The organism is Mycobacterium colombiense (assembly GCF_001953985.1).
Lineage (GTDB): Bacteria > Actinomycetota > Actinomycetes > Mycobacteriales > Mycobacteriaceae > Mycobacterium > Mycobacterium colombiense_B.
On the sequence record NZ_MBEI01000056.1, the window covers coordinates 280,185 to 306,042 of the forward strand.

24 protein-coding genes and 1 pseudogene are annotated in these 25,858 nt (G+C 67.6%); 11 read left to right on the forward strand and 14 right to left on the reverse strand.

Annotated features, from left to right (window positions below; translation table 11 throughout):
- Nucleotides 1-85 precede the first annotated feature (85 nt).
- Genes A5732_RS17070 through A5732_RS17080 form a run of 3 tightly spaced genes read right to left on the reverse strand, consistent with a single transcriptional unit; the run spans nt 86 to nt 3,231 of the window.
- Nucleotides 86-601 carry a hypothetical protein gene (locus A5732_RS17070; RefSeq protein ID WP_076102822.1) on the reverse strand — a complete coding sequence of 172 codons (516 nt, stop codon included), beginning with the start codon at nt 599-601 and terminating at the stop codon, nt 86-88.
- A complete protein-coding gene (locus A5732_RS17075) occupies nt 598-2,058 on the reverse strand; it encodes a serine/threonine-protein kinase (protein WP_076102823.1) in 1,461 nt (486 codons plus the stop codon). The genes A5732_RS17070 and A5732_RS17075 overlap by 4 nt, the downstream gene beginning before the upstream one ends.
- Nucleotides 2,059-2,109: 51 nt before the next feature.
- Nucleotides 2,110-3,231 carry a citrate synthase 2 gene (locus A5732_RS17080; protein ID WP_064954363.1) on the reverse strand — a complete coding sequence of 374 codons (1,122 nt, stop codon included), beginning with the start codon at nt 3,229-3,231 and terminating at the stop codon, nt 2,110-2,112.
- A 71-nt stretch (nt 3,232-3,302) separates the two neighbouring features.
- On the opposite strand from A5732_RS17080, the gene pdxH reads away from it, so the two are divergent.
- Both pdxH and A5732_RS17090 read left to right on the forward strand, forming a co-directional pair.
- On the forward strand, nt 3,303-3,965 hold the full coding sequence (gene pdxH / locus A5732_RS17085; RefSeq protein ID WP_076102824.1) for a pyridoxamine 5'-phosphate oxidase: 663 nt from the start codon (nt 3,303-3,305) through the stop codon (nt 3,963-3,965).
- 158 nt (nt 3,966-4,123) lie between these two features.
- A complete protein-coding gene (locus A5732_RS17090; protein ID WP_076051310.1) occupies nt 4,124-5,422 on the forward strand; it encodes a citrate synthase in 1,299 nt (432 codons plus the stop codon).
- Nucleotides 5,423-5,433: 11 nt separating this feature from the next.
- Here the strand turns inward: A5732_RS17090 and A5732_RS17095 are convergent, their stop codons facing one another.
- The gene (locus A5732_RS17095) at nt 5,434-6,240 is read right to left on the reverse strand and encodes an enoyl-CoA hydratase/isomerase family protein (RefSeq protein ID WP_076102825.1); all 807 of its coding nucleotides are present in this window, start codon (nt 6,238-6,240) and stop codon (nt 5,434-5,436) included.
- Complete coding sequence (locus A5732_RS17100; protein ID WP_076051308.1) at nt 6,237-7,217, reverse strand: RNA polymerase sigma-70 factor; 981 nt, start codon at nt 7,215-7,217, stop codon at nt 6,237-6,239. The genes A5732_RS17095 and A5732_RS17100 overlap by 4 nt, the downstream gene beginning before the upstream one ends.
- A gap of 121 nt (nt 7,218-7,338) precedes the next feature.
- Between A5732_RS17100 and A5732_RS17105 the strand changes: the two genes are divergently transcribed.
- Nucleotides 7,339-7,710 carry a DoxX family protein gene (locus A5732_RS17105; protein WP_076051307.1) on the forward strand — a complete coding sequence of 124 codons (372 nt, stop codon included), beginning with the start codon at nt 7,339-7,341 and terminating at the stop codon, nt 7,708-7,710.
- Here A5732_RS17105 and A5732_RS17110 read toward each other — a convergent pair whose 3' ends face one another.
- The 6 genes from A5732_RS17110 to A5732_RS17135 form a co-directional block, all read right to left on the reverse strand.
- Complete coding sequence (locus A5732_RS17110) at nt 7,711-9,303, reverse strand: phytoene desaturase family protein (protein WP_076102851.1); 1,593 nt, start codon at nt 9,301-9,303, stop codon at nt 7,711-7,713.
- Entirely contained in the window at nt 9,300-9,563 is a 264-nt protein-coding gene (locus tag A5732_RS17115) for a DUF2630 family protein (protein ID WP_065031248.1), read from the reverse strand. Before A5732_RS17115 ends, A5732_RS17110 begins: the two co-directional genes overlap by 4 nt.
- Before the next feature lie 105 nt (nt 9,564-9,668).
- Complete coding sequence (locus A5732_RS17120; RefSeq protein WP_076102826.1) at nt 9,669-11,006, reverse strand: sensor histidine kinase; 1,338 nt, start codon at nt 11,004-11,006, stop codon at nt 9,669-9,671.
- 16 nt (nt 11,007-11,022) lie between these two features.
- Nucleotides 11,023-11,733, reverse strand: coding sequence for a two-component system response regulator PrrA (gene prrA / locus A5732_RS17125; RefSeq protein ID WP_007777113.1), 711 nt, complete (start codon nt 11,731-11,733; stop codon nt 11,023-11,025).
- A gap of 116 nt (nt 11,734-11,849) precedes the next feature.
- Entirely contained in the window at nt 11,850-12,698 is an 849-nt protein-coding gene (locus A5732_RS17130; protein WP_076102852.1) for a DUF559 domain-containing protein, read from the reverse strand.
- Between the two features lie 82 nt (nt 12,699-12,780).
- The gene (locus tag A5732_RS17135) at nt 12,781-14,271 is read right to left on the reverse strand and encodes a carboxyl transferase domain-containing protein (RefSeq protein ID WP_076102827.1); all 1,491 of its coding nucleotides are present in this window, start codon (nt 14,269-14,271) and stop codon (nt 12,781-12,783) included.
- A 27-nt stretch (nt 14,272-14,298) separates the two neighbouring features.
- On the opposite strand from A5732_RS17135, the gene A5732_RS17140 reads away from it, so the two are divergent.
- The 8 genes and pseudogenes from A5732_RS17140 to A5732_RS17175 all read left to right on the forward strand — a co-directional run bounded on the left by A5732_RS17140 (nt 14,299) and on the right by A5732_RS17175 (nt 22,238).
- On the forward strand, nt 14,299-15,030 hold the full coding sequence (locus tag A5732_RS17140) for an enoyl-CoA hydratase (RefSeq protein ID WP_075233570.1): 732 nt from the start codon (nt 14,299-14,301) through the stop codon (nt 15,028-15,030).
- 5 nt (nt 15,031-15,035) lie between these two features.
- Nucleotides 15,036-16,145, forward strand: a complete 1,110-nt coding sequence (locus A5732_RS17145; protein ID WP_076102828.1) for an MBL fold metallo-hydrolase — start codon at nt 15,036-15,038, stop codon at nt 16,143-16,145.
- 39 nt (nt 16,146-16,184) lie between these two features.
- Nucleotides 16,185-17,768 (forward strand): serine hydrolase, encoded by a 1,584-nt coding sequence (locus A5732_RS17150; protein WP_076102829.1) that lies wholly within the window; start codon nt 16,185-16,187, stop codon nt 17,766-17,768.
- Nucleotides 17,765-20,145: pseudogene (locus A5732_RS17155) on the forward strand (cation-translocating P-type ATPase). The gene A5732_RS17150 and the pseudogene A5732_RS17155 overlap by 4 nt, the downstream one beginning before the upstream one ends.
- Nucleotides 20,146-20,211: 66 nt before the next feature.
- Nucleotides 20,212-20,400: an antitoxin gene (locus A5732_RS17160; protein ID WP_076051301.1), complete on the forward strand. Its 189-nt coding sequence runs from the start codon at nt 20,212-20,214 to the stop codon at nt 20,398-20,400.
- A 3-nt stretch (nt 20,401-20,403) separates the two neighbouring features.
- Entirely contained in the window at nt 20,404-20,877 is a 474-nt protein-coding gene (locus tag A5732_RS17165; protein WP_064954350.1) for a type II toxin-antitoxin system Rv0910 family toxin, read from the forward strand.
- A gap of 88 nt (nt 20,878-20,965) precedes the next feature.
- Nucleotides 20,966-21,736, forward strand: coding sequence for a VOC family protein (locus A5732_RS17170; RefSeq protein WP_076051339.1), 771 nt, complete (start codon nt 20,966-20,968; stop codon nt 21,734-21,736).
- A gap of 67 nt (nt 21,737-21,803) precedes the next feature.
- Nucleotides 21,804-22,238 (forward strand): hypothetical protein, encoded by a 435-nt coding sequence (locus A5732_RS17175; RefSeq protein WP_076051300.1) that lies wholly within the window; start codon nt 21,804-21,806, stop codon nt 22,236-22,238.
- A 4-nt stretch (nt 22,239-22,242) separates the two neighbouring features.
- On the opposite strand, the gene A5732_RS17180 is transcribed toward A5732_RS17175, so the two are convergent.
- The 3 genes from A5732_RS17180 to A5732_RS17190 are packed head-to-tail and all read right to left on the reverse strand — an operon-like array spanning nt 22,243 to nt 25,468.
- Complete coding sequence (locus A5732_RS17180) at nt 22,243-22,725, reverse strand: VOC family protein (protein ID WP_076051299.1); 483 nt, start codon at nt 22,723-22,725, stop codon at nt 22,243-22,245.
- Complete coding sequence (locus A5732_RS17185; protein ID WP_076102830.1) at nt 22,725-24,239, reverse strand: carotenoid oxygenase family protein; 1,515 nt, start codon at nt 24,237-24,239, stop codon at nt 22,725-22,727. The genes A5732_RS17180 and A5732_RS17185 overlap by 1 nt, the downstream gene beginning before the upstream one ends.
- Before the next feature lie 2 nt (nt 24,240-24,241).
- Nucleotides 24,242-25,468, reverse strand: coding sequence for an acetyl-CoA acetyltransferase (locus A5732_RS17190; RefSeq protein ID WP_076102831.1), 1,227 nt, complete (start codon nt 25,466-25,468; stop codon nt 24,242-24,244).
- Nucleotides 25,469-25,858 lie beyond the last annotated feature (390 nt).

The following is a 25,858-nucleotide window of genomic DNA, read 5'->3' on the forward strand; positions in this document are numbered from 1 at the left end:
CATTCGCCCGTGAGGGATCACCAATATTGACCATGTGTCGCGGCAATTCTCATCGCGTCTCATCGCGCCGGTTCGAAGTAGCTCGTCACACCGGGTCGAACCTGTTGATCAGCCAGGTGCCGTTGACCTTGGCGAGGCCGACGCTCACCGAGCTGGACGTGGTCGTCGGTGCGGGCTGGTCGGCGGAGGTTGTCGTCTGTGAGACGAAGGCGAGGATGGTCGCGGCGTTGCTCGCCAGGCTCTGAACCCCGGCGCGCTGCACGGTGGCGGTGGTGGTCAGCCGCTTCTGCCGCGCGGTGGGGGCGACGACCTGGCTGGTGAACTGCCGGTAGTAGGTGAGGAAATCGCCCGTCAGCATCGCACTGGCGGCGTTGAAGTCCTGTTCGAGCGTGTCCGATGAATAGCTCAGCACCTTCACCGTTCCCGCGCTCGCGGCCTGGGCTGCCGCCTGGCGGTCGGAGAGTTGATCCGCTACGGGCGGTGGTTGTCGGCTTTTCAGATGCATCTCCCAGGCGCCGAGCGCGTCCACGCCCACCGTGGTGAGGGCGAGGACGACAACGACCGCCCACCAGATGATACGTCCTGCCGAACCTGATCTCATGTCACGAACTCGACCTTGGACACCTTGTAGGCGTCGCCGACTTTCTCGACCCGCATCGCCAACCGCCAGTTTCGCGGTTCTTGCGCCGCGCCGTTGCTGTTGGTGATTTTTGCCGTCGCGGCGACCAGGACCTGGGCTTTGGTTCCGCTGATCGACTCGAGTGCCGCGGCGTTCACCGTTCCTTGGGTCGACACGTTGGAATCCATGACCGTTTTGGTGAAATCTTCGCGTCGCGTCAGGAAGTCGTCGTGGAATTCGCCGATCGACCCGTCGACGATGCGCTGGATGTCGCTGGCGGCGGATTTTGAGCTCAGGCTGGTGAGCCAGCCCGCGAATTGCTTGGCGTAGTCGACGTACGGCTGCCACTGCGGTGCGGCGGTCGACGGTTGTGGAGGCGCACGCAACACCTGCGCCCCGGCGAACGCGCCGGCGCACAGCAACAGGATCGTGAGGACCAGCGGCACCAGCACCGCGGTGTGCGTTCTTCGCCTGGCGGCCGGTGTCGGTGCCGGATAGTGAGGCATCTGGGGCCAAGTGCCGGCCGTCAGAATTGGCGGTGCACCCATCGCCGCCGCGCCGGCCGGCCATGCCGCGGCCGGCGGGTTCCATTGCACGGCAGCGGCGTTGATCGACTCGCCGAGGGCCTGGGCGAAGTCGGTGCAGCGCGAAAAGCGTTGCGCGGGATCCTTGCTCATCGCCCTCGACAGCACCGGGTCCAGCGGTACGAGGTCGGGGCGCCGCTGGGCCAGCTGCGGCGGTGGCGCGTTGAGATGGTTGCCGATGACCGCCGCCGGGCTGGTGTCCGCGAAGGCAGCGGCGCCGGTCAGCAGGTGAAATGCCGTGGCGGCCAACGAGTATTGATCGGCCCGCCCGTCAAGGGCGCCACCCATCAGCTGCTCTGGCGCCGCGTAGCTGACCGCGCCCGCCGTGCCGGTAGTGATCAATCCGCTGATGTCATCGGATCTGCGGGCAATGCCGAAGTCGGCCAACAGGATACGGCGTGGTTCCGAATCGGATTCGGTTACCAGAATGTTTTCGGGTTTGACATCGCGGTGCAGCATTCCGCGCCGGTGACCGTGGTCGAGCGCGTCCGCGACGGCCGCGACGATCTCCAGGACCTCGCGGGCGGCCATGCCGTGGGGGTGGTGTTCGCGCAACAGGCGCCCGGCGTCGGTGCCCTGCACGTAGTCCATGGCGATCCATAGCCGGCCGTCGAATTCGCCACGATCGTGTATCGCAACGATATTGGGGTGCCGCAGGGCGGCGGCCAGGTCCGCGTCCCGCTCGAAACGTTCCCGAAATCCGGCATCACCGGTCAACGAGGCGGGCAAGATCTTGAGCGCGTCCAGCCGCGGCAACCGGGGATGCCGCGCCACATAGACCTCGGCCGTCGCGCCCGAGCCCAGTAGCCCCTGAATGGTGTAGCCGGCGAACTCGGCACCATCCGCCAAGGTCATGGACCGATCCTACTGAGTGATCAGCAAAGAGGTCGGCGCCGATCGAGCGGCTCAGGCGTTGGTGAGACTGCGGTCCCAGCCCTCGACGGATTCCGGGCTGCGCGGGCTGGGGCCGACGTAGATGGCCGACGGCCGGACCAGCTTGCCCAGCCGCTTCTGCTCGAGGATGTGCGCGCACCACCCGGCGGTGCGGCCGCAGGTGAACATCGCCGGCATCATGTTGGCCGGTACCCGGGCGAAGTCCAGCATCACCGCGGCCCAGAACTCGACGTTGGTCTCGATCGCCCGGTCCGGACGGCGCTCGCGCAGCTCGGCCAGGGCCGCCTGCTCCAGCGCGACGGCGACCTCGTGGCGCGGGGCGCCCAGGCGTTCCGCGGTGGCGCGCAGCACCCGGGCCCGCGGGTCCTCCGCGCGGTAGACCCGGTGGCCGAAGCCCATCAGCTTGTCGCCGCTGTCCAGGATCTTCTTCACCAGGGCACGCGCGTCGCCGGTGCGCTCGACCTCTTCGATCATCGGCAGCACCCGCGCCGGCGCCCCGCCGTGCAGCGGGCCGCTCATCGCCCCGATCGCCCCGGACAACGCAGCCGCCACGTCGGCGCCGGTCGAGGCGATCACCCGGGCGGTGAACGTCGAGGCGTTCATCCCGTGCTCGGCGGCCGAGACCCAGTAGGCGTCAATCGCTTCGACGTGGCGTGGATCCGGCTCGCCCTGCCACCGCGTCATGAAACGCGCGGTGACGGTTTCGCATTCGTCGATGACCCGCTGCGGCACGGCGGGCTGGTAGATCCCGCGCGCGGACTGTGCGACGTAGGACAGCGCCATCACCGACGCCCGGGCCAGCTGGTCGCGGGCCACGGAGTCCTCGGTGTCCAGCAGCGGCTTGTATCCCCAGATCGGGGCCAGCATCGCCAGGCCCGCCTGCACGTCGACGCGGACGTCGCCGGTGTGGATGGGCAGCGGGAAGGGCTCGGCGGGCGGCAGCCCGCGGCCGAACTTGCCGTCGACCAGCAGCGCCCACACGTCACCGAAGGTGACTTGCTGGGTCACCAGGTCTTCGATGTCGACGCCGCGATAGCGCAGCGCACCACCGTCTTTATCCGGTTCGGCAATTTCGGTGGTGAAGGCGACCACGCCTTCAAGGCCGGGGACAAAGTCTTCGGGTACCGCAGTCATAGGAAAATTCTCGCACCCCCCGATCGGGCCGACGCTACCGGCCGGTAGCAAGCGCCGGTAGCGTTGACGCGATGGCAGGACCAGACGACGAGCACCTGCAAAGAATGCGTGTGGAGTACGGGTCAGTGGAAAAAGACGGCAGTCCGGATCTCGACACCGATTGGCTGCGCGACGGCTGGGTTTCGTTGTTGCGCAAATGGATCGACGACGCCGAGCGCTCGGGTGTGGCCGAACCCAACGCGTTCGTGCTGGCCACCGTCACCGCCGACGGCAGGCCCGCGAGCCGATCGGTGTTGTGCAAGAGCGTGGACGAGACCGGGATCACGTTCTTCACCAACTATGACTCCGCCAAGGGCGACGATCTCGCGGCGACGGCGTACGCCTCGGCGACGTTTCCCTGGTACCAACTCGGCCGGCAGGTCCACATCCGCGGGCCGGTGAGCAAGGTCACCGCGCAAAACACCGAGGACTACTGGTCCAAGCGGCCGCGCGGGTCGCAGCTCGGCGCCTGGGCGTCGCACCAATCGCAACCGATCGCGTCACGGGCGGCCCTGCTCGACCAGCTGGGGGAGGTGACCGCCCGCTTCGCCGACCGCGAGCAGGTCCCGGTCCCGCCGGGCTGGGGTGGCTATCTCATTGCCCCGGAACTCGTCGAGTTCTGGCAGGGCCGGGAAAATCGATTGCACAACCGCATCCGCATAGCCGGAGATCGGGTGGAGCGCCTGCAGCCCTAACCCGCAGATGATGCGCGTCGCGCGGCGGCGTGGCGGGATCGATTGCTGGCGTGACCAGCGGACTCGACCCCGGCCAGGCGCCTCATCCTCATAACGACTACCTTTTGCAGTAAGCACCAAGTCAGCAGCTAAATCAGCCAGAGCGCGAAGGGGTTCTCGTGGCAGACACCGACGACACCGCCACTTTGAAGTACCCGGGTGGCGAGACCGACCTGCAGATCGTCAGCGCCACCGACGGCGCCGACGGCATCGCGCTGGGCTCGCTGTTGTCCAAGACCGGCTACACGACGTTCGACAACGGCTTCGTCAACACCGCCTCTTGCAAGAGCTCCATCACCTACATCGACGGCGAAGCGGGCATCCTGCGCTACCGCGGCATCCCGATCGAGCAGCTCGCCGAGAAGTCGACCTTCATCGAGGTGAGCTACCTCTTGATCTACGGCGAACTGCCGAGCAAGGAGCAGCTAGCCGACTTCACCAAGCGGATCCAGCTGCACACCATGCTGCACGAGGACCTCAAGCGATTCTTCGACGGCTTCCCGCGCAACGCCCACCCGATGCCGGTGTTGTCCAGCGCCGTCAACGCGCTGTCCGCCTACTACCCGGATTCGCTGGACCCGATGGATACCGAGGACGTCGAGCTGTCCACGATCCGGTTGCTGGCCAAGCTGCCGACCATCGCGGCCTACGCCTACAAGAAGTCGGTCGGCCAGCCCTTCCTCTACCCGGACAACTCACTGTCGCTGGTGGAGAACTTCCTGCGCATGACGTTCGGGCTGCCCGCGGAGCCCTACCAGGCGGACCCCGAAATCGTTCGGGCGCTGGACATGCTGCTCATCCTGCACGCCGACCACGAACAGAACTGTTCGACATCGACGGTCCGGCTGGTGGGGTCGTCGCAGGCCAACCTGTTCACCTCTATCTCCGGAGGCATCAACGCGCTGTGGGGCCCGCTGCACGGCGGCGCCAACCAGGCGGTGCTCGAGATGCTCGAAAAGATCCGCCAAAGCGACGACGACGTCAGCGAATTCGTGCGCAAGGTCAAGAACCGCGAAGAAGGCGTGAAGCTGATGGGCTTCGGTCACCGCGTGTACAAGAACTACGACCCGCGCGCCCGCATCGTCAAGGAGCAGGCCGACAAGATCCTGGCCAAGCTCGGCGGCGACGACGAGCTGCTGGACATCGCCAAGCAGCTCGAAGAGGCCGCGCTCACCGATGACTACTTCATCGAGCGCAAGCTCTACCCCAACGTCGACTTCTACACCGGTCTGATCTACCGGGCGCTGGGCTTCCCGACCCGGATGTTCACCGTTCTGTTCGCGCTGGGGCGGCTGCCCGGCTGGATCGCGCACTGGCGTGAGATGCACGACGAGGGCGACAGCAAGATCGGCCGCCCGCGCCAGATCTACACCGGCTACACCGAGCGCGACTACGTCACCATCGACGCGCGCAAGTAACCCGTTGGGCCTTAGTCATCGCGCTGCTCGCGGTTCTGGCTGAACGCTTGTTGGGCGGCGCGGAATGAGGGCGATCTCAGGCAGCGAACCTGGGCTTGGACGGCGAGTCGTAAGCTCGCGGCCGGCTGCAGAAGCCAGCTGGCCTCGATGGCCCGGCGGGCGCCTTCGATGGCCTCCGGCGGCTGGGCGGCAAGGCGTTTGGCGAATGTCTGTACCGCGGGTTCCAGGACGTCTTCGGCGACAACGCGATTCGCGAGTCCGATGTTCAGGGCATCCGTGGAGTCGATGATTTCACCGAGCAGTACCATCTGGCGCGCGCGGGCTTCCCCGATGAGTCTCGGGAGTCGGAAGGTAGCGCCCATGTCCGGTAGCAAGCCATAGCGCGTTTCAGGGAGGCCGACGCGCGCACCGTCGGCGAAAATGCGGAAGTCGCAGGCGAGCGCCAACTGTAGTCCCGCGCCGTAGGCGTGGCCCCGAACCGCCGCGACGCTGGGGCAGCGCAGCTTGGGAATGAATTCGAAGCTGCCGGCCAACCGCAGACCTCGCTCGATCGTCTGCTCGTCGGACAGTTGGCCGGCGAACTGCGGGAGGATGGTTGACATGGCCTCGGGCAGGTCAAGTCCCGCGCAAAAAGACGGCCCGGCGCCGGTGACCACCAAGCAGCGTAATGTGTTGTCCGCCAATAGATATGCGCTCAGGTCGTGCAATTCGTCTCGCATCCGCTGGTTTTGCGCATTCAGCTTGGACGGACGGTTCAAGGTCAACGTGCCCACGTCGGCAGCCCGCTCATAGACAATGGTCTCGAAGCCCTTATTCATGCGCGGTGGTTTTCAGTCGGGGCCCGATGGGTCATTGGATCCCGGCATGCCAGGGGCGACAGGGCGAATCCGAGGTGTCTGAGCTTGTGCGGATTGATGACCGAGCGGATGGTGCAAATGCGTCCGCCGTAGATGTCGAGGGTCAGCACGTTGATCAGGGCACCATCGGGGTCGAAGGCCAGCACTCCGGGCTGTCCGTTGATCTGTGCGTGCTGCAGTCGGACGCCAAGGCTGCGGTAGGCACCCATGATTGCGGCCAGGACCCGGTGAACGCGGATTCGCCCGAATATCGGTCGGGGCAATCCGCGGCCGACACCGCCGCCGTCGCCGTAGAACGACACGTCGTCGGCCAGCCATTGGACCAGATCAGCCAGATCACCATTCTCGGCCGCGGCGAAAAAGCGATCGGCGAGTTGGTCGCGACGCGTGGTGTCGGCGTCAAAGCGGCGCCGCCCAGCCGCGATGTGCCGACGTGCCCTGTTGAGTAATTGGCGGCAATTGTCCGGTGTCTTATCGACGATGTGGGCGATGTCGCCGTAGTCGTAGGCGAAAACCTCGCGCAGCAAGAAAACCGCTCGCTCCACAGGCGAGAGCGTCTCCAGCAGCAGAAGAAACGCCATCGACAGAGAGTCGGACATCACCGCCAGATCCGCGGTGTCGGGAACTGCGGAGGTAATCAGGGGCTCGGGAAGCCATGGGCCCATGTACTTTTCGCGTTGCACCCGGGCAGAGCGCAGATGGTCGATCGCGAGGCGCGTTGCGATTGTGGTCAGCATCGACCGCGGCGACTCGACGCGATGGCCCTGCTGCAAGTAGTCGAGGTAGCGCAAGTATGTTCCCTGGACGATGTCCTCGGCGTCGGTGACACTGCCCAGCATGCGGTAGGCGATGGCGAACAGCAACGGCCGCAGATCGGTCGGGTCCCCATGCTGTTCAGCACCATCGCCAGGCGGCGGGTCGGTGGGGGGAGTCGTCATGTTCTGTAGACGATCGAGTCGTCAGAGGTGTGACAGGTAACGCGGCCGAATGACGGATCGATGTCACAGGCGGCAGCCGTCGTTCGTCTTAGGGTCGTCCGCTCAAACGGAAAGGAAGACCATGAACGCCGCGCTATGGGTAGCACAAATCATCCTGGCCGGGATATTCGCCCTGTCCGGAACAGCCAAGCTCACAATGAGCCGGGAACGACTGCTCGCCACAGGTCAAACCGGCATCGCCATGTTCCCCATGCCCGTCGTCCGTTTCACCGCCGCATCGGAAATACTCGCCGCGGTAGGACTTGTCGCCCCAGGACTGACGGGAATTGCGCTGATCTTGACGCCGCTGGCAGCGACCGGCCTGTGCGTAGTCATGGTCGGAGCGGCGTGGGCGCATACTCGGCTGCACGAACGGCGCGCAGTCGCGGTCAACATCGTGTTACTCGGGTTAGCAGCATTTGTGGTGCTCTGCCGAGTTGCGATGCTGCACTGATCAATCGCGATCACCCGGGAGATCGAGCGAGGCCAGCACCGCCATCGCGGCGTTGTGCCCGCCGATGCCCGACACCGCCCCGCCGCGGCGAGTGCCCGAGCCGCACAGCATGATTCGTTCGTGCGCGGTGGCCACGCCCCATCGCCGCGCCGGGGTGTCCAAGGTCTCGTCGTCCTCGGCGAACGGCCACGACAGGCCGCCGTGGAAGATGTTGCCGCCGCTCATCCGCAGGGTGCGCTCCAGATCCATCGTGGTCGTGGTCTCGAGACACGGCCGGCCCTGGGCGTCGGTCAGCAGCAGGTCTTGAATCGGTTCGGCCAGAACGGAATTCATCGAAGACAGCACGTCATCGGTTAGCTGATCGCGCAGCGCGTCGGGGTCGGTGGCGCCGAAAAGCGAGTGCGGGGTGTGTAAACCGAACACCGTCATCGTCTGCGCGCCCGAGTCGCGCAGCTCGTCCGACAGGATGCTGGGGTCGGTCAGCGAGTGGCAATAGGCCTCGCACGGCAAGGGATTCGGCGGTTGACCGGCGGCGGCCTGCGAATAGGCCGTATCCAGTTGCGTCCAGGTCTCGTTGACGTGAAACGTCCCGGCGAACGCCTGTTCGGGCGCGAGGGCGCGGTCGCGCAACCGGGGCAGCCGCGCCAGCACCATGTTCACCTTGACCTGCGCGCCGTCGGTCGCGGGTGCCGGTTCTTCGCCGAGCAGCCCGGCCAGGACCGTCGGAGTGACACCGGCCAGGACGAACCGGGCCCGAATCAGGTGGTCTTCGCCGCCGCTGCGATAACGCACTTCCCCGGTGGGATCGACGGCGTAAACCTCCGCACCGGTGGTGATTTCGGCACCATGACGCGTGGCGGCAGCAGCCAGGGCCGTGGTCACCGCGCCCATGCCGCCGATCGGGACGTCCCAGCCTCCCGTGCCCCCGCCGAGCACGTGATACAGGAAGCAGACATTCTGCGTCAGCGACGCGTCATCGAGGCGGGCGAACGTGCCGATCAACGCGTCGGTCGCGACCACCCCGCGCACCACGTCGTTGCGCACCGCGTCAGCGATGGCGTGCCCGATCGGGTCTTCGATCACGCCCCGCCACGCGGCCGCCGCGCGGCGATCGCCGCGTTCCGTCACCAGCCGGCGGGCTTCCTCGCGGGTGCGCAGAGGTTCGAGCAACGTCGGCCACAGTGGCTCGGTCACCAGCCGGCAGCGTCGGTAGAAGTCGGCGAACCCCCGCGCATCCCCGGCCGCCCCGATGGCGGCGAAGGTGTCCCCGGACGACCCGATCAGCAGCCCGCTGCGACCGCCGGTCGCGGGGTCGGGTGTGTACGACGAAAACGGCCGCCGGGCCAGCCGCACGTCGGCGCCCAGATCCTCGACGAGGCGCGCGGGCAGCAGGCTGACCAGATAGGAGTACCGCGATACCCGGACCCCGACACCGTCGAAGGCCTGTGCCGAGACGGCCGCGCCCCCGGTGTGGTCCAGCCGTTCCAGCAGGCGCACCCGCAGACCCGCGCGGGCCAGATAGCCGGCCGCCACGAGGCCGTTGTGGCCGCCTCCGACGATTAAGGCGTCGACATCGGTCGCATGGTCGCTCAGCTCAGGTAGCCCTCGACCTCGTCGGGCGGACGCACCTCCGCCTCCCGTGGGTCGCCGCCGGTCTCGCGCAGCGCCCGGCGCTGCCGCAGCAGGTCCCAGCACTGGTCGAGTTCGACCTCCACCCGCTGGAGGCGGTCATGTTCCTCCGACGTGTCGATGTCCCCGCGCTGCAGCTGGGCCCGCAGGGCTTTCTCCTCGGCGACCAGCTCACGGATGACTGCGAGGGTGTCCTTGTCGGTCGGTTTACTGCCGTTGGCCATCGCTCCAGTGTGCCCGACTCGGGAGGGGGTGAATCGGTACCGAGAAGCGCACCACGAAGATCCCCATCGCCAAGGAGTCGCCGTCGACCCGGGCGCGATAGAGCGCTAGCTCGGGCCCGGGAGCCGCAGCACCAGCCGCGCCCCACCGAGTGGGCTGCTCTCCAGCGCCGCGGTCCCACCGTGCAGCTGAGCCTGTTGGGCAACCAGCGCCAAGCCCAACCCCGACCCGGAATGGGAGGCCGTCGATCCGCGGGAAAATCGATCGAACACCACCCGGCGCTCGTCCTCGGGCACGCCGCTGCCGTTGTCGTCGATGGCGATCTCCACACCGGCGCGCGAGCTGACCGCCGACAGCTGCACCTGGGTGGCGCCGCCGTGCTTGACGGCATTGGCGATCGCGTTGTCGACGGTGAGGCGCAACCCGGCCGGCAACCCGACGATGATGCAGGTCGGTGAGGGCACCAGCGAAACGGCGACCCCGGGATAGATCCGGGCGGCGTCGTGGGCGGCGCGGTCGAGCAGCTCGGTGATGTCGACGGGCACGTGATCGTCGGATGTCGACAGTTCGCCCTGGGCCAGCCGCTCGAGGGCGGTCAGCGTGGCCTCGATCCGCGACTGGGTGCGGACGACGTCGCCCAGCACCTCTTTGCGTTGTTCGTCGGGCATGTCCAGGGTGGACAGCACTTCGAGGTTGGTGCGCATCGCGGTCAGGGGGGTGCGCAGTTCGTGCGAGGACACGGCGGCGAAGTCGCGGGCCGACGCGAGCGCGTCCTTGGTCCGGTCCTGTTCGGTCCAGATGCGCTGCAGCATGCCGCGCATGGCTTCGGCGATCTCGACGGCCTCGCTGGCGCCGCGCACCGCCACCTGCGGCCGCTCGTCAGCGTCGATCGAGCGGGCTTGCTGGGCAAGACGTTTGAACGGTCGTACCGCGAAAGCCGCGAGCAGCCAAGCGAATACCGCTGCCGCGCCGATCGAGAGCGCGCAGATCAGGATCACCCGGCGATGCAGGTTGTTCGTCTGGGCGATGGTGTCGTGATACGTCGCGCCCACTGCCACCGTCGCCGGCTGCGGCGTGCGCACCTCCAACGTCCGCACCCGGTAGCGCACCCCGTTGATGTAGGTGTCGGCATAACCCACGTCCAGCGGCGGCAGCGTGACGTCCGAGTTGGACTTGACCTGGCCGTCGTGCCGGACGGTGATGACGGTGTCCTGATCGTTGGGAGCACGCGGGATGTCGTCGAGGCCACGGGGCAGGAAGGGGATGGCGAAACCGGCCGCCTCGTCCAGACGGCGATCCAGGCGTTCCTTCCAGGCGCTGGTGATGCCGAACCACACGACCGCTCCCGCGATCACCACCACGATCGCGGTGCCGATGGCCGTCGCGACCGCGACCCGGGCCCGTAGCGATGGCGTACGGGTCAGAATCCGGGACAGGAACTTCATGGGCCGGTCGACCTCGTTACTGCATGCGCAGTACGAATCCCACTCCGCGGACGGTGTGCAGCAGCCGGGGGCCACCGTTCGCCTCCAGTTTGCGGCGCAGGTATCCGATGAACACGTCGACGACGTTGGTATCGGCGGCGAAGTCGTAACCCCACACCAGCTCGAGCAGCTGCGCGCGGGACAACACCGCGGTCTTGTGCTCGGCCAGCACCGCCAGCAGGTCGAATTCCCGCTTGGTCAAGTCGACGTCGACGCCGTTGACCCGGGCACGCCGGCCCGGGATGTCGACTTCCAGCGGCCCGACCGTGATGGTTTCCGAGGAGGACGTGGCAGTGGCGCCGCGGCGGCGCAGCAGCGCCTTGACCCGCGCGACCAGCTCGGCCAGCACGAAGGGTTTGACCAGGTAGTCGTCGGCTCCGGCCTCCAGGCCCGCGACCCGATCGTCGACCGAGCTGCGGGCGGACAGCACGCAGACCGGGACGTCGTTGTCCATGGCGCGCAGCGCCGTGACGACGCTGACGCCGTCCAGCACGGGCATGTTGATGTCGAGCACGATCGCGTCCGGGCGCGTCTCGGTGGCGCTGCGCAACGCCTCGGCGCCGTCGACCGCCGTCGACACTTCGAATCCGGACAGCCGCAGACCGCGTTCGAGCGACGCGAGCACATCTGAATCGTCGTCGACGACCAAGACGCGCGGTGAGCTAGCTCCAGTGTCCATGCCGCCCATTTTGCCTGATTGCCGACTATGGCTGTGGGAGGCTACACCGCTGTCTTATCCGGCGGTTTCGGGTCCGGGCGAGACATAAACCACGCACACGTGCGATGGCGTGTCTTGTGGGTGGTTTATGTGTCGCGATATCCGCGACGGCGCAGCGCCTCCCGAACTCTGTCGATAACGGGTGCGGGTCGGTCTTCTGCGACCACCCTCACCACAATCCACCCGCACTCCTCCAAGGCGTGCAGTCGGCGAATATCCCGCACATATTGGCGTCGGCTGGTGCGGTGCTGGTCTCCGTCGTACTCGACGGCCACTTTGAAGCGGTCCCAGCCCATGTCGAGCACCGCCACTGTCCGGTAATGCATGACCACCGGTATCTGAGTTTCCGGAGTTGGCAGTCCAGCCCTGACTATCAGCAGTCGCAGCCAGGTCTCCTTGGGAGATGCTGCGCCCGCATCGAGCAGCGGCAGCACCTTTCTCAGCCGCTGCAAACCGCGCGCGCGGTGGTGTCGCTTGGCCAACAGCAGCACATCTTCGGCGGAAAACCGCGTGGCGCGCATCAGTGCGTCGAGTCGCGCGACACCCTCTCCGCAGGGGTTTTGCCGTGCCAAGTCGAATGCCGTCCGCGCGGGGCTGGTCACGGGGAGGCCTGCAACGTAAGTGATTTCGTCGTCCGCCAGCCGCACATTGCGGGTCAATACGCCCTCGGGGGCATGCTGATTGCGCCAGATCAACTCGACCGGCTCTTCGTCGTCGATCCAATCTGCGCCGTGCAGCGCCGCTGCAGCCAACCCAGCGAGGACGCCGCGTCGCCGGGACCATAACCACGCCGCTTCAGAACGTATGCGGAGTGAAGGTGTGGTGTGGCGCGCCAGGTAGATGTCGGGGTAAATGGCGCGGAAACCGGAAAGCAACTGGTACCGGGTCAGTTTCCCTTGACGTAGGGCTTCGCTGCCCACGAAGGCGTCGTCCATGCGCATAAGACGCGATGTGCGGCTGAGGGGTTTTGCGAGACATAAACCACACACACGTGCGACGGCGTGTCTTGTGCGTGGCTTATGTGTCGGGTTCAGACCGAGGCAATCCGATGTTGCGGTAGCGCCGCAACCGGGCGGCCAGCCGCTCGCCGGCGGGGAGTTCGCGCAGCGCCTGCACCTCGGCGGCGATGGCCCGGGACAATCGCTGCGCGAACTCGACCGGCTCGTCGGCGGCATCGGGATGCTCCGCGACGACGACGTCAACAATCCCGGACTCCAAAAGGTCAGTCGATCGAATGCCTTGTGCCGCAGCGAGTTCGGCGGCGTGCTCGGTGTCGCGGAAGACGATCGCACTGGCGCCCTCCGGCGGTAGCGGAGCCAGCCAGCCATGCAATGCGGCCAGCACCCGATCGGCGGGCACCATCGCCAGCGCCGGCCCGCCGCTGCCCTGACCCAGCAGCACCGACACCGTCGGGGTATCCAGCGTCACCAGCTCGGCCAGGCACTGCGCGATCTGCCCGGCCAGCCCGCCCTGTTCGGCTTCGGCCGACAGCGCGGGCCCCGCGGTGTCGATCACCAGCACCAGCGGCAGCCGCAGCTCGGCGGCCAGCGCCATGCCGCGCCGGGCCTCGCGCAGCGAGGCGGGCCCCACCAGGCCGCCCGTCAGCCGCTGCTGGCCCAGCACCACCACGGGCTGACCGGCGAATCGGGCCAGCGCCAACAGCGTGGTGGCGGCCTCTCCTTGGCCGGTCCCGGACAGCAGCACCCGATCGGTGGCGCCGTGCCGCAGCAATACCCCCACGCCGGGCCGGTCGGGCCGTCGCGACGCCACCACCGAGTCCCACGCCGCGACCTCTGGCGTCGGCTCGGGTGGCGCCGGCGCGGGCAGCGGCTCGGGAGCGTCGGCGATGACGGTCATGGCACGGTCGAGCGTCCGGCGCAGCTCGTCGAGCCGGACGACGCCGTCGATGACGCCGTGCCGCTGCAGGTTCTCCGCCGTCTGAACGCCCTCGGGGAAGGGTTCGCCGTAGAGCAACTGGTACACGCGCGGCCCGAGGAAGCCGATCAGCGCGCCCGGCTCGGCGACCGTCACATGACCGAGCGAACCCCAGGACGCGAACACCCCGCCGGTGGTCGGATTGCGCAGATAGACCAGGTAGGGCAGGTGCGCCTGCCTGTGCAGCCGGACGGCGGCGGCGATCTTGACCATCTGCAGAAACGCGACCGTGCCCTCTTGCATTCGGGTGCCACCGGAGCTGGGCGAGGCCAGCAGCGGCAGGCCCTCGGCCGTCGCCCTCTGCACGGCGGCGGTGATCCGCTCGGCCGCGGCCACCCCGATCGACCCGCCCAGGAAGCCGAACTCGCAGACCACCACGGCGACCCGGCGCCCGAAGACGCGCCCCTCGCCGGTGAGCACCGATTCGTCCAGGCCCGTCGCTTCCCGGGCTCCGGCCAGCTCTTCGGCGTAGGAGGCGCTGACCGGCAGGGCGAGCGGTTCGCTGTCCCAGCGGATGAAGGAATTTTCGTCCAGCACCGCATCGCGGAGTTGACCAGCCGTAATACGACTCACGTGACGAGGCTATATAGGGTGGCTGCCATGATCGGTGTTACCCAGGCCGAAGCCGTTATGACCATCGAGCTGCAGCGCCCCGAGCGCCGCAACGCCTTGAACTCCCAGCTGGTCGAGGAGCTGCGCGAGGCCGTGCTGAAGGCCGGCGACGGCTCCACCCGCGCGATCGTGCTGACGGGTCAGGGGACGGTGTTCTGCGCCGGCGCGGACCTGTCCGGTGACGCCTTCGCCGCCGACTACCCCGACCGGCTCATCGAACTGCACAAGGTGCTTGATGCCACGCTGATCCCGGTGATCGGGGCCATCAACGGGCCGGCCATCGGCGCCGGCCTGCAGCTGGCCATGCAATGCGATCTGCGGGTCGTCGCGCCCGACGCGTTCTTCCAGTTCCCGACCTCGAAATACGGCCTGGCCCTGGATAACTGGAGCATCCGGCGGCTGTCCTCGCTCGTCGGCCATGGCCGCGCCCGCGCGATGCTGCTCACCGCGGAGAAGCTGACCGCCGACGTGGCGCTGCAGACCGGGATGGCCAACCGTATCGGGACACTGGCCGACGCGCAGGCCTGGGCCGCCGAGATCGCCGGCCTGGCGCCGCTGGCGATCCAGCACGCCAAGCGGGTGCTCAACGACGACGGCGCCATCGAAGAGGCCGACCCGGTGCACAAGGAGCTCTTCGACAAGGCCTGGAGCAGCCAGGACGTCGTCGAAGCCCAGGTCGCCCGGATCGAGAAACGACCGCCGAAGTTCCAGGGGGCCTGACAAACATGCGGGGGACGCTACGGCTCGTCGCCGGTACCGCGTCGCTGGCGGCCGGTGGCTGGCTGGTGCGGGCGCTGCACGGCGCGCCCGACGCGCTCGGCGCCCGCCCCGCCTCGATCGCGGCGGTGACAGCCCGGTCGCCGCACTACCGCGACGGCGCCTTCGTCAACCTCGAGCCGGCCTCCGAAGCCAAGATGGACCGCGAGCAACTGCGGCTCGTCGTGTGGGAGCTGATCGGGAACCGGGGCAACAGCCGGCCGAAGGGGCCGATCCCGCTGGCGTCGCCGGGGATTCTCGAGGCCGACCCGAGCCGGCTGGCCGTCAGCTGGTTCGGCCATTCCACGGCGCTGCTAGAGATCGACGGCTACCGAGTGCTCACCGATCCGGTGTGGAGCGACCGGTGCTCGCCGTCGGATGTCGTCGGCCCGCAGCGGCTGCACCCGCCGCCGATCCAACTCGAGGCGCTGCCCGCCGTCGATGCGGTGGTGATCAGCCACGACCACTACGACCACCTCGACATCGACACGGTGATGGCGCTGGCCCGCACTCAGCGGGCCCCGTTCTTCGTGCCGCTCGGGATCGGGGCCCACCTGCGCATGTGGGGCATCCCCGAGCACCGCATCGTCGAGCTCGACTGGCATCAGAGCGCCAAGGTCGACGAGCTGACGGTGGTGTGCGTGCCGGCGCGGCACTTCTCGGGACGCTTTCTGGACCGCAACACGACGCTGTGGGCGTCGTGGGCGTTCGTCGGCCCGACGCATCGCGCGTATTTCGGCGGCGACACCGGCTACACCAAGAGCTTCGCGCAGATCGGCGCCGATCACGGGCCGTTCGACCTGACCTTGCTGCCCATCGGGGCCTACAACACGGCGTGGCCCGACGTGCACATGAACCCCGAGGAGGCGGTGCGGGCGCACCTGGACGTCACCGACGGGGGGCTGCTGGTCCCGATCCATTGGGGCACTTTCCGGTTGGCACCGCACCCGTGGGCGGAACCGGTTGAGCGACTGCTGGCCGCCGCGGCGCCCGAGCGGGTGGACGTGGCGGTGCCGCTGCCCGGTCAACGCATCGATCCCGCGGTGCTGCAGAAATCCGACCCCTGGTGGCGGCTGTAGATTGACGCTGCGCGCATCGCACCGCGTTAGGGTTCGCGCATGACCACACGTGCGGCCGCGGCCGTATTCGCCGCGATACTGCTCGGTTTGACGGGCTGCGGCTCCGCCCAGCCGACGGCCGGTACGCCGTCCACACCGTCTGACGTTCCGCCCAACCAGGTCTCCGGCGTGTCGATACCGGCCGGCCGCATTGATGAGGCCGTCGCCAAGGTCGACGGTCTGGTCAACGACCTGATGAAAAGCACCGGCATCCCGGGGATGGCCGTGGCCGTCGTGCACGGCGGGAAGGTGTTGTACGCCAAAGGCTTCGGCATCAAGGACGTGAGCAAGGGGCAGGGCCAGGACAACAGGGTGGACGCCGACACCGTCTTCCAGTTGGCCTCGGTGTCCAAATCCGTCGGCGCGACGGTGATCGCGCACGAGGTCAGCGACAACGTCGTCGCCTGGGACACGCCGGTCGCGTCCAAGCTGCCGTGGTTCACGCTCAGCGATCCCTACGTCACCAGCCATGTGACCGTCGGCGACCTGTACTCGCATCGCTCCGGGCTGCCGGACCACGCCGGGGACAAGCTGGAAGACCTGGGCTACGACCGTCGACAGACGCTGGAGCGGCTCAAGTACGTGCCGCTGGATCCGTTCCGAATCAGCTACGCCTACACCAACTATGGGATCACCGCTGGTGCCGAGGCGGTGGCGGCCGCGGCGGGCAAGCCATGGGAGGACCTGTCCGACGAGGCGCTCTACCGCCCGCTGGGAATGACATCGACCAGTTCGCGGTTCGCCGACTTCATCGCCCGCCCCAACCACGCGGTCAACCACATCAAGATCGACGACAAGTGGCAGGCCCGGTTTCAGCGCGACCCCGATCCCCAGTCGCCGGCCGGGGGCGTGAGTTCATCGGTGAACGACATGGCGCGCTGGCTGTTGATGTTGCTGGGCAACGGAACTTACGACGGTCGGCGGATCACGTCCCCGGAAGCCTTGCTGCCCGCCACCAGCCCGCAGATGGTGTCGTCGCCCGCCAAGACACCGCAGGCGCGCACCGGTTTCTACGGATACGGCTTCAACTCCTCGGTGGATTCCTCGGGGCGCACCGAGTACAGCCATTCCGGCGCTTTCGATTTGGGTGCGGCGACCAATTTCGTGGTGCTGCCGTCTGAGGATCTGGGTATCATCGCGCTGACCAACGCCGCGCCCTACGGCATCCCGGAAACGCTGACCGCCGAATTCATGGACCTCGTCCAGTATGGGCAGATCCGCGAGGACTGGGGTCCCTTGTACAAGAAGGCGATCGGCTGGCTGAACAACCCGGTGGGCTCGTTGGTCGGCAAGCAGCCGCCGGCCAACCCCGCCCCGGCCCGACCGCTCGGCGACTACGCCGGCAGCTACGCCAGCGACTACTGGGGACCGGCCGTCGTGACCGAACACGACGGCGCGCTGCAACTCGCGATGGGGCCGAAAAACCGCACGGCCACCCTCACGCACTGGGACGGCGACACCTTCACCTTCACGCTGACCGACGAAAACGCCCCACCCGGAACGGTTTCCAAAGCTGTTTTCGCGGGCAACATCCTGAACCTCGAGTATTACGACTCGAACAAGCTGGGAACCTTCACACGATGACGCTCGCCCCCGCCGCTGGCCTGACCGACGCCGACGTCGCGCGGCGCGTGGCCGACGGCAAGAGCAACGCGGTACGGGAACGCGCCACGCGCAGCATCACCGCCATCGTCCGGGCCAACGTCTTCACCCGGATCAACGCGATCCTTGGGGTGCTGCTGCTGATCGTGCTTGCGACGGGCTCGGTGATCAACGGGATGTTCGGGCTGTTGATCATCGCCAACAGTGTCGTCGGCATGGTCCAGGAGATCCGGGCCAAGCAGACGCTGGACAAGCTCGCCATCGTGGGGCAGGCGAAACCGTTGGTGCGCAGGCAATCCGGAACCCGGGCGGTGCCGCCCGGCGAGGTGGTGCTCGACGACATCATCGAGTTGGGCCCCGGCGATCAGGTCGTCGTCGACGGCGAGGTCGTCGAAGAGGCGAACCTGGAAGTCGACGAGTCGCTGCTGACCGGTGAGGCCGACCCGATCGCCAAGGCCGTCGGCGACGTGGTGATGTCGGGCAGTTTCGTCGTCGCGGGCAGCGGCGCCTACCGCGCCACCAAGGTGGGGCCGGATGCCTACGCCACCAAGCTCGCCGAGGAGGCCAGCAAGTTCACCCTGGTGAAATCCGAACTGCGCAATGGTATTAACCGCATCCTGCAGTTCATCACCTATTTGTTGGTGCCCGCCGGCCTGCTCACCATCTACACCCAGCTGTTCACCACGCGCGCCGACTGGCGGGAGGCCGTGCTGCGCACGGTCGGTGCACTGGTGCCGATGGTCCCCGAGGGTCTGGTGCTGCTGACGTCGGTCGCCTTGGCGGTCGGGGTGGTCCGGCTCGGTCAGCGCCGATGCCTGGTGCAGGAGCTGCCCGCCATCGAGGGGCTAGCGCGCGTCGATGTGGTCTGCGCGGACAAGACGGGCACCCTGACCGAGAGCGGCATGCGGGTGGCGACTGTGGACGAACTCGACCCGCCGGGGAACGGGATCGCCGACGTGCTGGCCTCGCTGGCCGCCGCCGACCCGCGACCCAACGCGAGCATGCGGGCCATCGCCGAGACCTACCACGAGCCGCCAGGCTGGACCGTCACGGCGACAGCGCCTTTCAAGTCGGCCACCAAATGGAGCGGCGTCTCGTTCGACGGCCAGGGCAACTGGGTGATGGGTGCGCCGGACGTGTTACTCGAGCCGGCGTCGGCGGCGGCCGAACACGCCGAGCGGATCGGGCGCAGGGGTTGCGGGTGCTGCTGGTCGGCGCCGGTGACGTCGCAGTCGACCACCCCGACGCGCCGGGCCGCGTCACCCCCGTCGCGCTGGTGGTACTCGAACAGAAGGTTCGCCCCGACGCGCGCGAGACGCTGGAATATTTTGCCGAACAAGGTGTTTCGGTCAAGGTGCTGTCCGGTGACAACGCGGTCTCGGTCGGCGCAGTGGCCGGCAAGCTCGGACTGCGCGGCGAGACCATGGATGCGCGCCAATTGCCTTCCGAGCCCGCGCAATTGGCCGACGCGCTGGACACCCACACCACCTTCGGGCGGGTGCGGCCGGACCAGAAACGCGCCATGGTGCACGCCCTGCAGTCACACGGGCACACCGTCGCGATGACCGGCGACGGCGTCAACGACGTGCTGGCCCTCAAGGACGCCGACATCGGTGTGGCGATGGGCGCCGGCAGCCCGGCGGCGCGCGCGGTCGCGCAGATCGTCCTGCTGGACAACAGGTTCGCCACGCTGCCCTATGTCGTCGGGGAGGGGCGCCGGGTGATCGGCAACATCGAACGCGTCGCCAACCTGTTCTTGACCAAGACGGTGTACTCGGTGTTGCTGGCGTTGCTGGTGGGCATCGAATGCCTGCTCGCCAAACCGCTGAAAGCCGACCCGCTCCTGTACCCGTTCCAGCCCATCCACGTCACCATCGCGGCCTGGTTCACCATCGGCATACCGTCGTTCATCCTGTCGCTGGCGCCCAACAACGAACGCGCCCACCCGGGCTTCGTGCGCCGGGTCCTCACCTCCGCGCTGCCCTCCGGGCTGATTGTCGGCAGCGCGACGTTCGCCTCCTACCTGCTGGCCTATCACGGTCGCCACGCCAGCTTCGTCCAACAGGATCAGGCGTCCACCGCGGCCCTGATCACCTTGCTGATGACGGCGTTGTGGGTGCTGGCCGTGGTCGCGCGCCCCTACGAGTGGTGGCGGGTGGCGCTGGTAATCGCTTCGGGCCTGGCCTATGTGGTGATTTTCAGCCTGCCGCTGGCGCGCAAGGAGTTCCTGCTCGACCCGTCCAACGTCGCGGTGACGTCGACCGCGCTGGGCGTCGGGGTGCTGGGTGCGGCCGCCATCGAGGCCGCGTGGTGGATCCGCGCCAAAGTGCTGGGCGTGCAGCCGCGGTTGTGGCGCTGAGCGCGCCGAACTCACCCGCAGTGCGCCGTCGCCGGCCAAGTACGATGCCGGGAAAAGGGAGGGCGCATGGGATTCCTGGACAAGGCAAAAGACCTGTTGTCGCAGAACGCGGACAAGGTCGAAATGGCGATCGATAAGGCCGGCGAGTTCGTCGACGACAAGACGCAGGGCAAGTACACCGACACCATCCACCAGGTGCAGGCGCAGGCCAAGAAGGCCACCGGCGCCGCGGACACCGGCGACCAGCAGAACTGAGCGATGGCGAAACTTTCCGGATCCATCGATGTCCCGCTGCCACCCGAGGTGGCCTGGCAGCACGCCTCCGACCTGTCCCGGTACAAGGACTGGCTGACCATCCACCGGGTGTGGCGCAGCACCCTGCCCGACGAGATCGAAAAGGGCAGCGTCGTCGAGTCGATCGTCGAGGTCAAGGGCATGTACAGCCGGATCAAATGGACGGTGGTGCGCTACAAGCCGCCCGAGGGCATGACGCTCAACGGTGACGGCGTCGGCGGGGTCAAGGTCAAGCTGATGGCCAAGATCCAGCCTAAAGATGACGGCTCCATCGTCAGCTTCGACGTGCACCTGGGCGGCCCGGCGCTGTTCGGCCCCATCGGCATGATCGTCGCCGCCGCCCTGCGCGGCGACATCAACCAATCGCTGGAGAACTTCGTCACAGTGTTCACCCGCGCCGATCCGAGCACGAACGGAGACGGTGGGCCTCATCGCTGATCGCCGGCGCCGATGAGTTTTAGGCTGGGCAGCAGTCGATAGTGTGAAGCCCTTTCCCTCGGGGCCAGGACACCACCAGGAGGTCACCGTGCCCATCCGCGACTGCGCCCCGCTGGGCGCCCCATGCTGGATCGATCTGACCACGTCCGACGTCGCCCGCGCCCAGCAGTTCTACGGCACGGTCTTCGGCTGGACCTTCGAGTCCTCCGGACCCGAGTACCACGGCTACGTCAATGCCGCCAAGGACGGCCACCTGGTGGCCGGCATCATGGCCAACCGGCCCGAAGCCGGGTCGCCCGACCACTGGGCCACCTACTTCCACACCGCCGACATCGACACCACCGTTGCCGCGGTAACCGGGGCCGGTGGTGCGGTGTGCATGGCGATCGAGGTGCCCGCCAAGGGCCACATGGCCGTCGCGACGGACCCCGCCGGCGCCGTCTTCGGGTTGTGGCAGCCACTGGAACACCGCGGCTTCGAGCTCATCGGGGCGGCGGGTGCCCCGGTGTGGCACCAGCTGACCACACGCGGCTACGGCGCGGCGCTCGACTTCTACCGCGACGTCCTGGGATGGCAGACCGAGACTGTGTCCGACACCGACGAATTCCGCTACAGCACCGCACGATTCGGTGACGAGCAATTGCTCGGCGTGATGGACGGCGCCGCGTTCCTGCCGCAGCAGATCCCGTCGAACTGGGTGATCTTCTTCGGCGCCGAGGACGTGGACAAGACCCTGCGGGTGATCGCCGATAACGGCGGCACCGTGGTGCGCGACGCCGAGGACACCCCGTACGGACGGCTGGCCGCCGCGGGCGATCCGACGGGCGCGGTCTTCAACCTGTCCTCGCTGCAGACGTAGCGCCCCGTACGGCGAGCCTCGCGCTCGCTCACGCGGGCTGGCGTGGGCGTCCGTTAATCTCGCTATCATGACTCGCCGACTGCGCCCCGGTTGGCTGGTGGCGTTTTTCGCTGTCGTGGTGTCGGCCAGCGCATGGCTGCCGTGGCTGCGGACGACCGTGAACGGCGGGGGGTGGGCCAACGCCATCGGCGGCGCTCACGGCAACCTGGAGTTGCCCCGGGGGTTCGGCGCGGGCCAGCTCATCGTGCTGTTGGCGTCGACGCTGCTGGTGGTCGGCGCGATGATGGGCCGTGGGCTGTCGGTGAAGCTCGCTTCGGTTGCCGCGCTGTTGATTTCGCTGCTGATCGTGGCGCTGACGGTGTGGTACTACAAGCTCAACGTCAACCCGCCGGTGTCGGCCGAATACGGGCTGTACGTCGGCGCCGGCGCCGCGGTCTGCGCGGTGGCGTGCTCGCTGGTGGCCGTCGTCGCCGCGGCGGCTTCCGGGCGGTCCGGCCGCTGAGCGGTCAGGCCGACGGGTATTCGTGCGTCCCCGACGCGGCGCTGGCGTCGGGCTCGTTGACACCGAATACGAAGGGCGCGAACACAATTTCACGTCCATCCGGGTCGCGGAAGGTGACCGCGCCCGTGGCCTCCCAATAGGGGTGCTGTTCGACGGGCTCGACGCCCGCCTCGCGCAGGCGCGCGAGGGCGGCTTGTTGCGCCTTTTGGTCGGGAAAATACAAACACAGCTGTTCGTGATGGTCCACCGCGACGGCGTCGACGGCCTCCACGATTTCCATGGTGAGGTTCCAGCTCGGCAACCCGAAGATGGCGCCGTTGCTTCCGTAGCTGTTCCCGAACGTCTCATAGAGCGGCAGGCCCACGAGATCGCGGTAAAACTGCACTGTTTCAGCGAAATGCGTGGAGCGGCGCGCAAAACGGATAGCACCGATCGGCGCCAGCCGCAGCGGCCAGTGCGTCGTGTGGTGGTGCTTGCCGGCGCTCATCACAGCCCGATCGCGCCGGCGGTCGAATCGGCGGTGTCCCAGCGCCGCAATTGGGGGCCGGGCGCCCAGGTCGAGTGGGTTCCGCTGGAAATACGTTCGGGCAGTTGCAGTTTGCACACCGGACCGTCGCCGACCCGGGCGGCGTCGAACACCAGGCAGTAGGAGGCGTCGGTATTCATGTCGGTGGTGAGGGTGACCAGGTAGCCGTCGTCCTCGGCGGTGGCGCCCGCGCGCGGGGCCATCGCGGTCTCGCTGCCGTAGACCCCGGTACCGAACGAGAACCCATCCTCGGTCCCGGTGCGCAGGTCGTGTTTGACCAGGCCGTCGAACAAGAACCAGCCGGGCTTGCCGGTGGCGGCATAGGTGTAGCGGTAGGCGCCGCCGGCGTGCTCGGGGTTGATGGTGCCGAACTCGGTGATGGATTCCGAGAGCCGCTCTTCTCGCACCGCGCCGGTGACCAGGTTGAAGCGCCACCGGTGCAGCCGGGCCTGCAGGCGATCCAGGGCGAGGAAGCGAAACAGCTTGTCCCACTTGGTTCCACCGGTATCGAGCGGCGACGGATCGCCCTCGAAGAAGCCGTCGAGCACGATCTCGTCGCCGTCCTCGTAGGCGTTGGTGAAGTGCAGCACGAACGTCGGGTCGGCCTCGAACCAGCGAATGTCCCCGGTGCCGCCGCGGCGGGGGATCACCGCGAACCGGGACGGCATGTCGGGAAAGAAGCGGGGCAGGTGCACGTCATGCTCGAGCAGTTGGGGATCCCAGAACAGCGGGAGATCGTTGAGGATGGCGTAGTTTTCGGTGAACGCCATGTCGTGGGGGAGACGCGGCCCGGGCAGCGGGATGTCGACATAGTGCGCCAGCTCGTTGCCCTCGTCGACCACGCCGTAGTGCATGTACGGTTCTTGCTTGCTGTAGTTGAAGAACAGCAGTTCGCCGGTTCTGTTGTCTACCTTGGGGTGTGCGGACACGCCCCACTCGACCGGGAATCTGCCGTTCCAGGACTCCTTGCCCAGCGTGCCGGCCGAGTACGGGTCGATCCGGTACAGATCGCCGCACTGGTAGAAGCTGGTCAGTGCGACACCGCGGTGGACGATGACGTCCGTGCTTGACGCGTCCTTCATCTTTGTGCGCGCGCCCCAGCCCTGCTCGCGCCGAGCCAGCTGCACGGGTTCGGCCAGACCCGGCCACAGGGGCCCGCCCGCCTCGATCTCGGCCAGGAAGCCGTCGGTGCGGATGAATCGGTTGCGGTAGAAGGCCTTTCCGTCGCGGAAGCCGACCACGTGCACCATGCCGTCGCCGTCGAACGGGTGATAGGTCTTTAACGCCGGGTGCAGCGGGTTCTCGGTGTTGCGCAGGTAGACGCCGTCCAGGTCGCGGGGAATCTCGCCCTCGACGGCTATCAGGTCGTCCGCGTCCCACTCGGTGGTCTGGGGACGCCACGGTCCGGTGCGGTATGGGTGGTCGTCGTCTTCGGGCAGGGTGGACAGGTACTTGCCGACGATCTCAACGTCCATGGTCACACGCCTTCGGTGCCGCTGACGACGAAACTCACTGTGGTGGCGGTGCTTCCGCCGAAATTCAGGGTGCCGAACCGCTGGGCGCCTTCGACCTGATACTCGCCGGCGGCGTCGCTGACCTGCTTGGCCGCATCGAGCAGCATCCGCACGCCGGCGGCGCCGACCGGATGTCCGCCGCCGATCAGTCCGCCGCTGGGGTTGATCGGCAGCCGGCCGCCGATCTCGATCTCACCGTTCTCGATGGCCTTCCACGATTCGCCCGGGCCGGTCAGGCCGATGTGGTCGATCGCCAGGTACTCGCTGGGGGTGAAGCAGTCATGGACTTCAAATCCATCGACGTCGTCGAGGCCGCGCTGCGCGCGACGCAGCGCGTCGAGTACCGCGGCCCGCACGTGGGGCAGGACGTAGGGGTCGCCGTCGGCGCGGTCCAGTTTCTGTTGCAGGCCCAGCCCGACGGTGCGATGACCCCAGCCGTCGATGCGGCCGATCGGGCGCGCATCGGGGTGCTCGCGCAGATAGGCGTCGCTGACGAGCACGAATCCCGCACCGCCGTCGGTCATTTGGCTGCAGTCGAACCTGCGTAACCGGCCTTCGGTGATCGGGTTGGTCGCGTCGTCGTCGGTGATCGGATCGGGGACGGTCCAGTCGCGGGTCTGGGCGTTGGGGTTGCGCCGCGCGTTGGCGAAGTTCAGCTGTGCGATGGCGCGCAGGTGCGCGTCGTTCAGGCCGTACCGCCGGTCGTATTCGTCGGCCACTTGGGCGAACATGGACGGCCACAGGTAGCGAGCGTCGGCCCCCTCATGACCGGTCCACGCGGCGGCGCCCAGATGCTGCGCGGCGGTGTCGCCGGGGACGGTCTTCTCCAGCTCGACGCCCACCACCAGCGCGCTGTCGTAGGCGCCGGAGCGCAGATCCGCCATCGCCGACAGCGCCGCCACGCTGCCGGACGCGCACGCCGCTTCGTGCCGCGAGGCCGGGGTATCCCAGAGGCCCTCGCACACCGTGGCCGGCATCGCTCCGAGGTGGCCCTGCCGCGCGAACATCTCGCCGAAGGCGTTGGCGACGTGCACCACCCCGATCGCGCGCGCGTCGACCCTGGCGGCGGTCAGTGTGGCGTCGACGACCTCGGCCGTCAGCGCGGCGAAGTCGCGGCCTTCTCTGGTGAGGTTGCGAGCGAAATCGCTTTGATAACCGCCGAGAATCCATACGCCGGGCGACCGATCCATACGCCGACGGTACTCCCGCACCGAGGGGTTGTTGAGGCCTATCGGCGACCCGAGTGCGACCAACGTAGGTCGGAAAGGGGCCCGAAAAAGGGCGGCCCCGTCGGCTCTCGGGCTGAACCGACGGGACCTAGACGAATGCGAAGGCCGGCCGACGCACTCGCCTCTGTTGGATCATTGCCACCGATGACGGTCGACAAACATGCTGACCCAATCTGTTTGAGTGTGACACGGGTTTCGCGTTGCGCCGGCCGAATGACGAATCTCGTTTAGCGTGTGTGCAACAGAGGCTTTGACGGTTCCGCGCGCGCGAGGCTGAGCTGCGCCAATGTGGTGCGTCCGTACCGAATGCGGATCGCGGCTCGGGCCGCTTCTCGGCGGCGGCTCCGGTCG

Bases quoted from the DNA above. Each gene is read 5' to 3' on its own strand.
- A5732_RS17070 (WP_076102822.1), bottom strand. From the start codon at position 601: ATGAGATCAGGTTCGGCAGGACGTATCATCTGGTGGGCGGTCGTTGTC.
- A5732_RS17075 (WP_076102823.1), bottom strand. From the start codon at position 2,058: ATGACCTTGGCGGATGGTGCCGAGTTCGCCGGCTACACCATTCAGGGG.
- A5732_RS17080 (WP_064954363.1), bottom strand. From the start codon at position 3,231: ATGACTGCGGTACCCGAAGACTTTGTCCCCGGCCTTGAAGGCGTGGTC.
- pdxH (WP_076102824.1), top strand. From the start codon at position 3,303: ATGGCAGGACCAGACGACGAGCACCTGCAAAGAATGCGTGTGGAGTAC.
- A5732_RS17095 (WP_076102825.1), bottom strand. From the start codon at position 6,240: ATGAATAAGGGCTTCGAGACCATTGTCTATGAGCGGGCTGCCGACGTG.
- A5732_RS17100 (WP_076051308.1), bottom strand. From the start codon at position 7,217: ATGACGACTCCCCCCACCGACCCGCCGCCTGGCGATGGTGCTGAACAG.
- A5732_RS17105 (WP_076051307.1), top strand. From the start codon at position 7,339: ATGAACGCCGCGCTATGGGTAGCACAAATCATCCTGGCCGGGATATTC.
- A5732_RS17115 (WP_065031248.1), bottom strand. From the start codon at position 9,563: ATGGCCAACGGCAGTAAACCGACCGACAAGGACACCCTCGCAGTCATC.
- A5732_RS17120 (WP_076102826.1), bottom strand. From the start codon at position 11,006: ATGAAGTTCCTGTCCCGGATTCTGACCCGTACGCCATCGCTACGGGCC.
- prrA (WP_007777113.1), bottom strand. From the start codon at position 11,733: ATGGGCGGCATGGACACTGGAGCTAGCTCACCGCGCGTCTTGGTCGTC.
- A5732_RS17130 (WP_076102852.1), bottom strand. From the start codon at position 12,698: ATGGACGACGCCTTCGTGGGCAGCGAAGCCCTACGTCAAGGGAAACTG.
- A5732_RS17140 (WP_075233570.1), top strand. From the start codon at position 14,299: ATGATCGGTGTTACCCAGGCCGAAGCCGTTATGACCATCGAGCTGCAG.
- A5732_RS17145 (WP_076102828.1), top strand. From the start codon at position 15,036: ATGCGGGGGACGCTACGGCTCGTCGCCGGTACCGCGTCGCTGGCGGCC.
- A5732_RS17150 (WP_076102829.1), top strand. From the start codon at position 16,185: ATGACCACACGTGCGGCCGCGGCCGTATTCGCCGCGATACTGCTCGGT.
- A5732_RS17160 (WP_076051301.1), top strand. From the start codon at position 20,212: ATGGGATTCCTGGACAAGGCAAAAGACCTGTTGTCGCAGAACGCGGAC.
- A5732_RS17165 (WP_064954350.1), top strand. From the start codon at position 20,404: ATGGCGAAACTTTCCGGATCCATCGATGTCCCGCTGCCACCCGAGGTG.
- A5732_RS17175 (WP_076051300.1), top strand. From the start codon at position 21,804: ATGACTCGCCGACTGCGCCCCGGTTGGCTGGTGGCGTTTTTCGCTGTC.
- A5732_RS17180 (WP_076051299.1), bottom strand. From the start codon at position 22,725: ATGAGCGCCGGCAAGCACCACCACACGACGCACTGGCCGCTGCGGCTG.
- A5732_RS17185 (WP_076102830.1), bottom strand. From the start codon at position 24,239: ATGGACGTTGAGATCGTCGGCAAGTACCTGTCCACCCTGCCCGAAGAC.
- A5732_RS17190 (WP_076102831.1), bottom strand. From the start codon at position 25,468: ATGGATCGGTCGCCCGGCGTATGGATTCTCGGCGGTTATCAAAGCGAT.